Genomic DNA, 545 nt, shown 5'->3' with positions numbered 1-545 from the left:
CCCGCCCGACCGCGACAGGACGACGACGGCCGCTCCCGCCGCGCGGCACGATCGGATGCGGCCCTCGAGGCTGACGGCGTCGGCGAGGTCGTAGTCGACCACCACCACGTCCGTGGGGAACCGCGGTGAGCGCACCAGCTGGAGCCAGCCCGTCGTGCTCACCACGACCTCGACCTCGGGAGCCCGGCGGCGGAGGATCGCGCAGACCTCGTCGAGGGCGGACTCCTGGCTCATGAGCACGCCGACGCGCACGGGCTGCGGCGTCGACCGCCGGGTGGCGTCGTCGGTGCCTGCCTCGGGGTGCCGGAGGGAGGTCATGTCAGAACTGTAGCCAGGGGGCGCGCCGGGACGGCATCCGGGGGCGTGCGCGGACACGTCCGCGCCCGCGTCAGAACAGCGTGGCCTGCGTCGAGGTGGCGGCCGGCAGCGCCGCCGCGACGAGCGGACCCGGTGCGGGCGTCTGCGTCCAGCTGCCGCGACCGCGAGCGGTGGTCGCGCGGCTGTCCGCCCCCTCCTGGCTCCAGCGGGGGCGCGGCCCGTCGCCG

At 76.9% G+C, this 545-nt stretch carries 1 pseudogene; it reads right to left on the bottom strand.

What is annotated here, in order from left to right:
* A pseudogene (locus tag DZG00_RS16330) lies at window positions 1-318 on the bottom strand (DNA-binding response regulator); the annotation flags it as partial.
* Window positions 319-545: the final 227 nt, after the last annotated feature.

This window comes from Clavibacter lycopersici, assembly GCF_003576405.1.
Classification (GTDB): Bacteria; Actinomycetota; Actinomycetes; order Actinomycetales; family Microbacteriaceae; genus Clavibacter; species Clavibacter lycopersici.
Note: the sequence above shows the minus strand (reverse complement) of the source record. Positions and strands in the feature narration are given on the sequence as shown.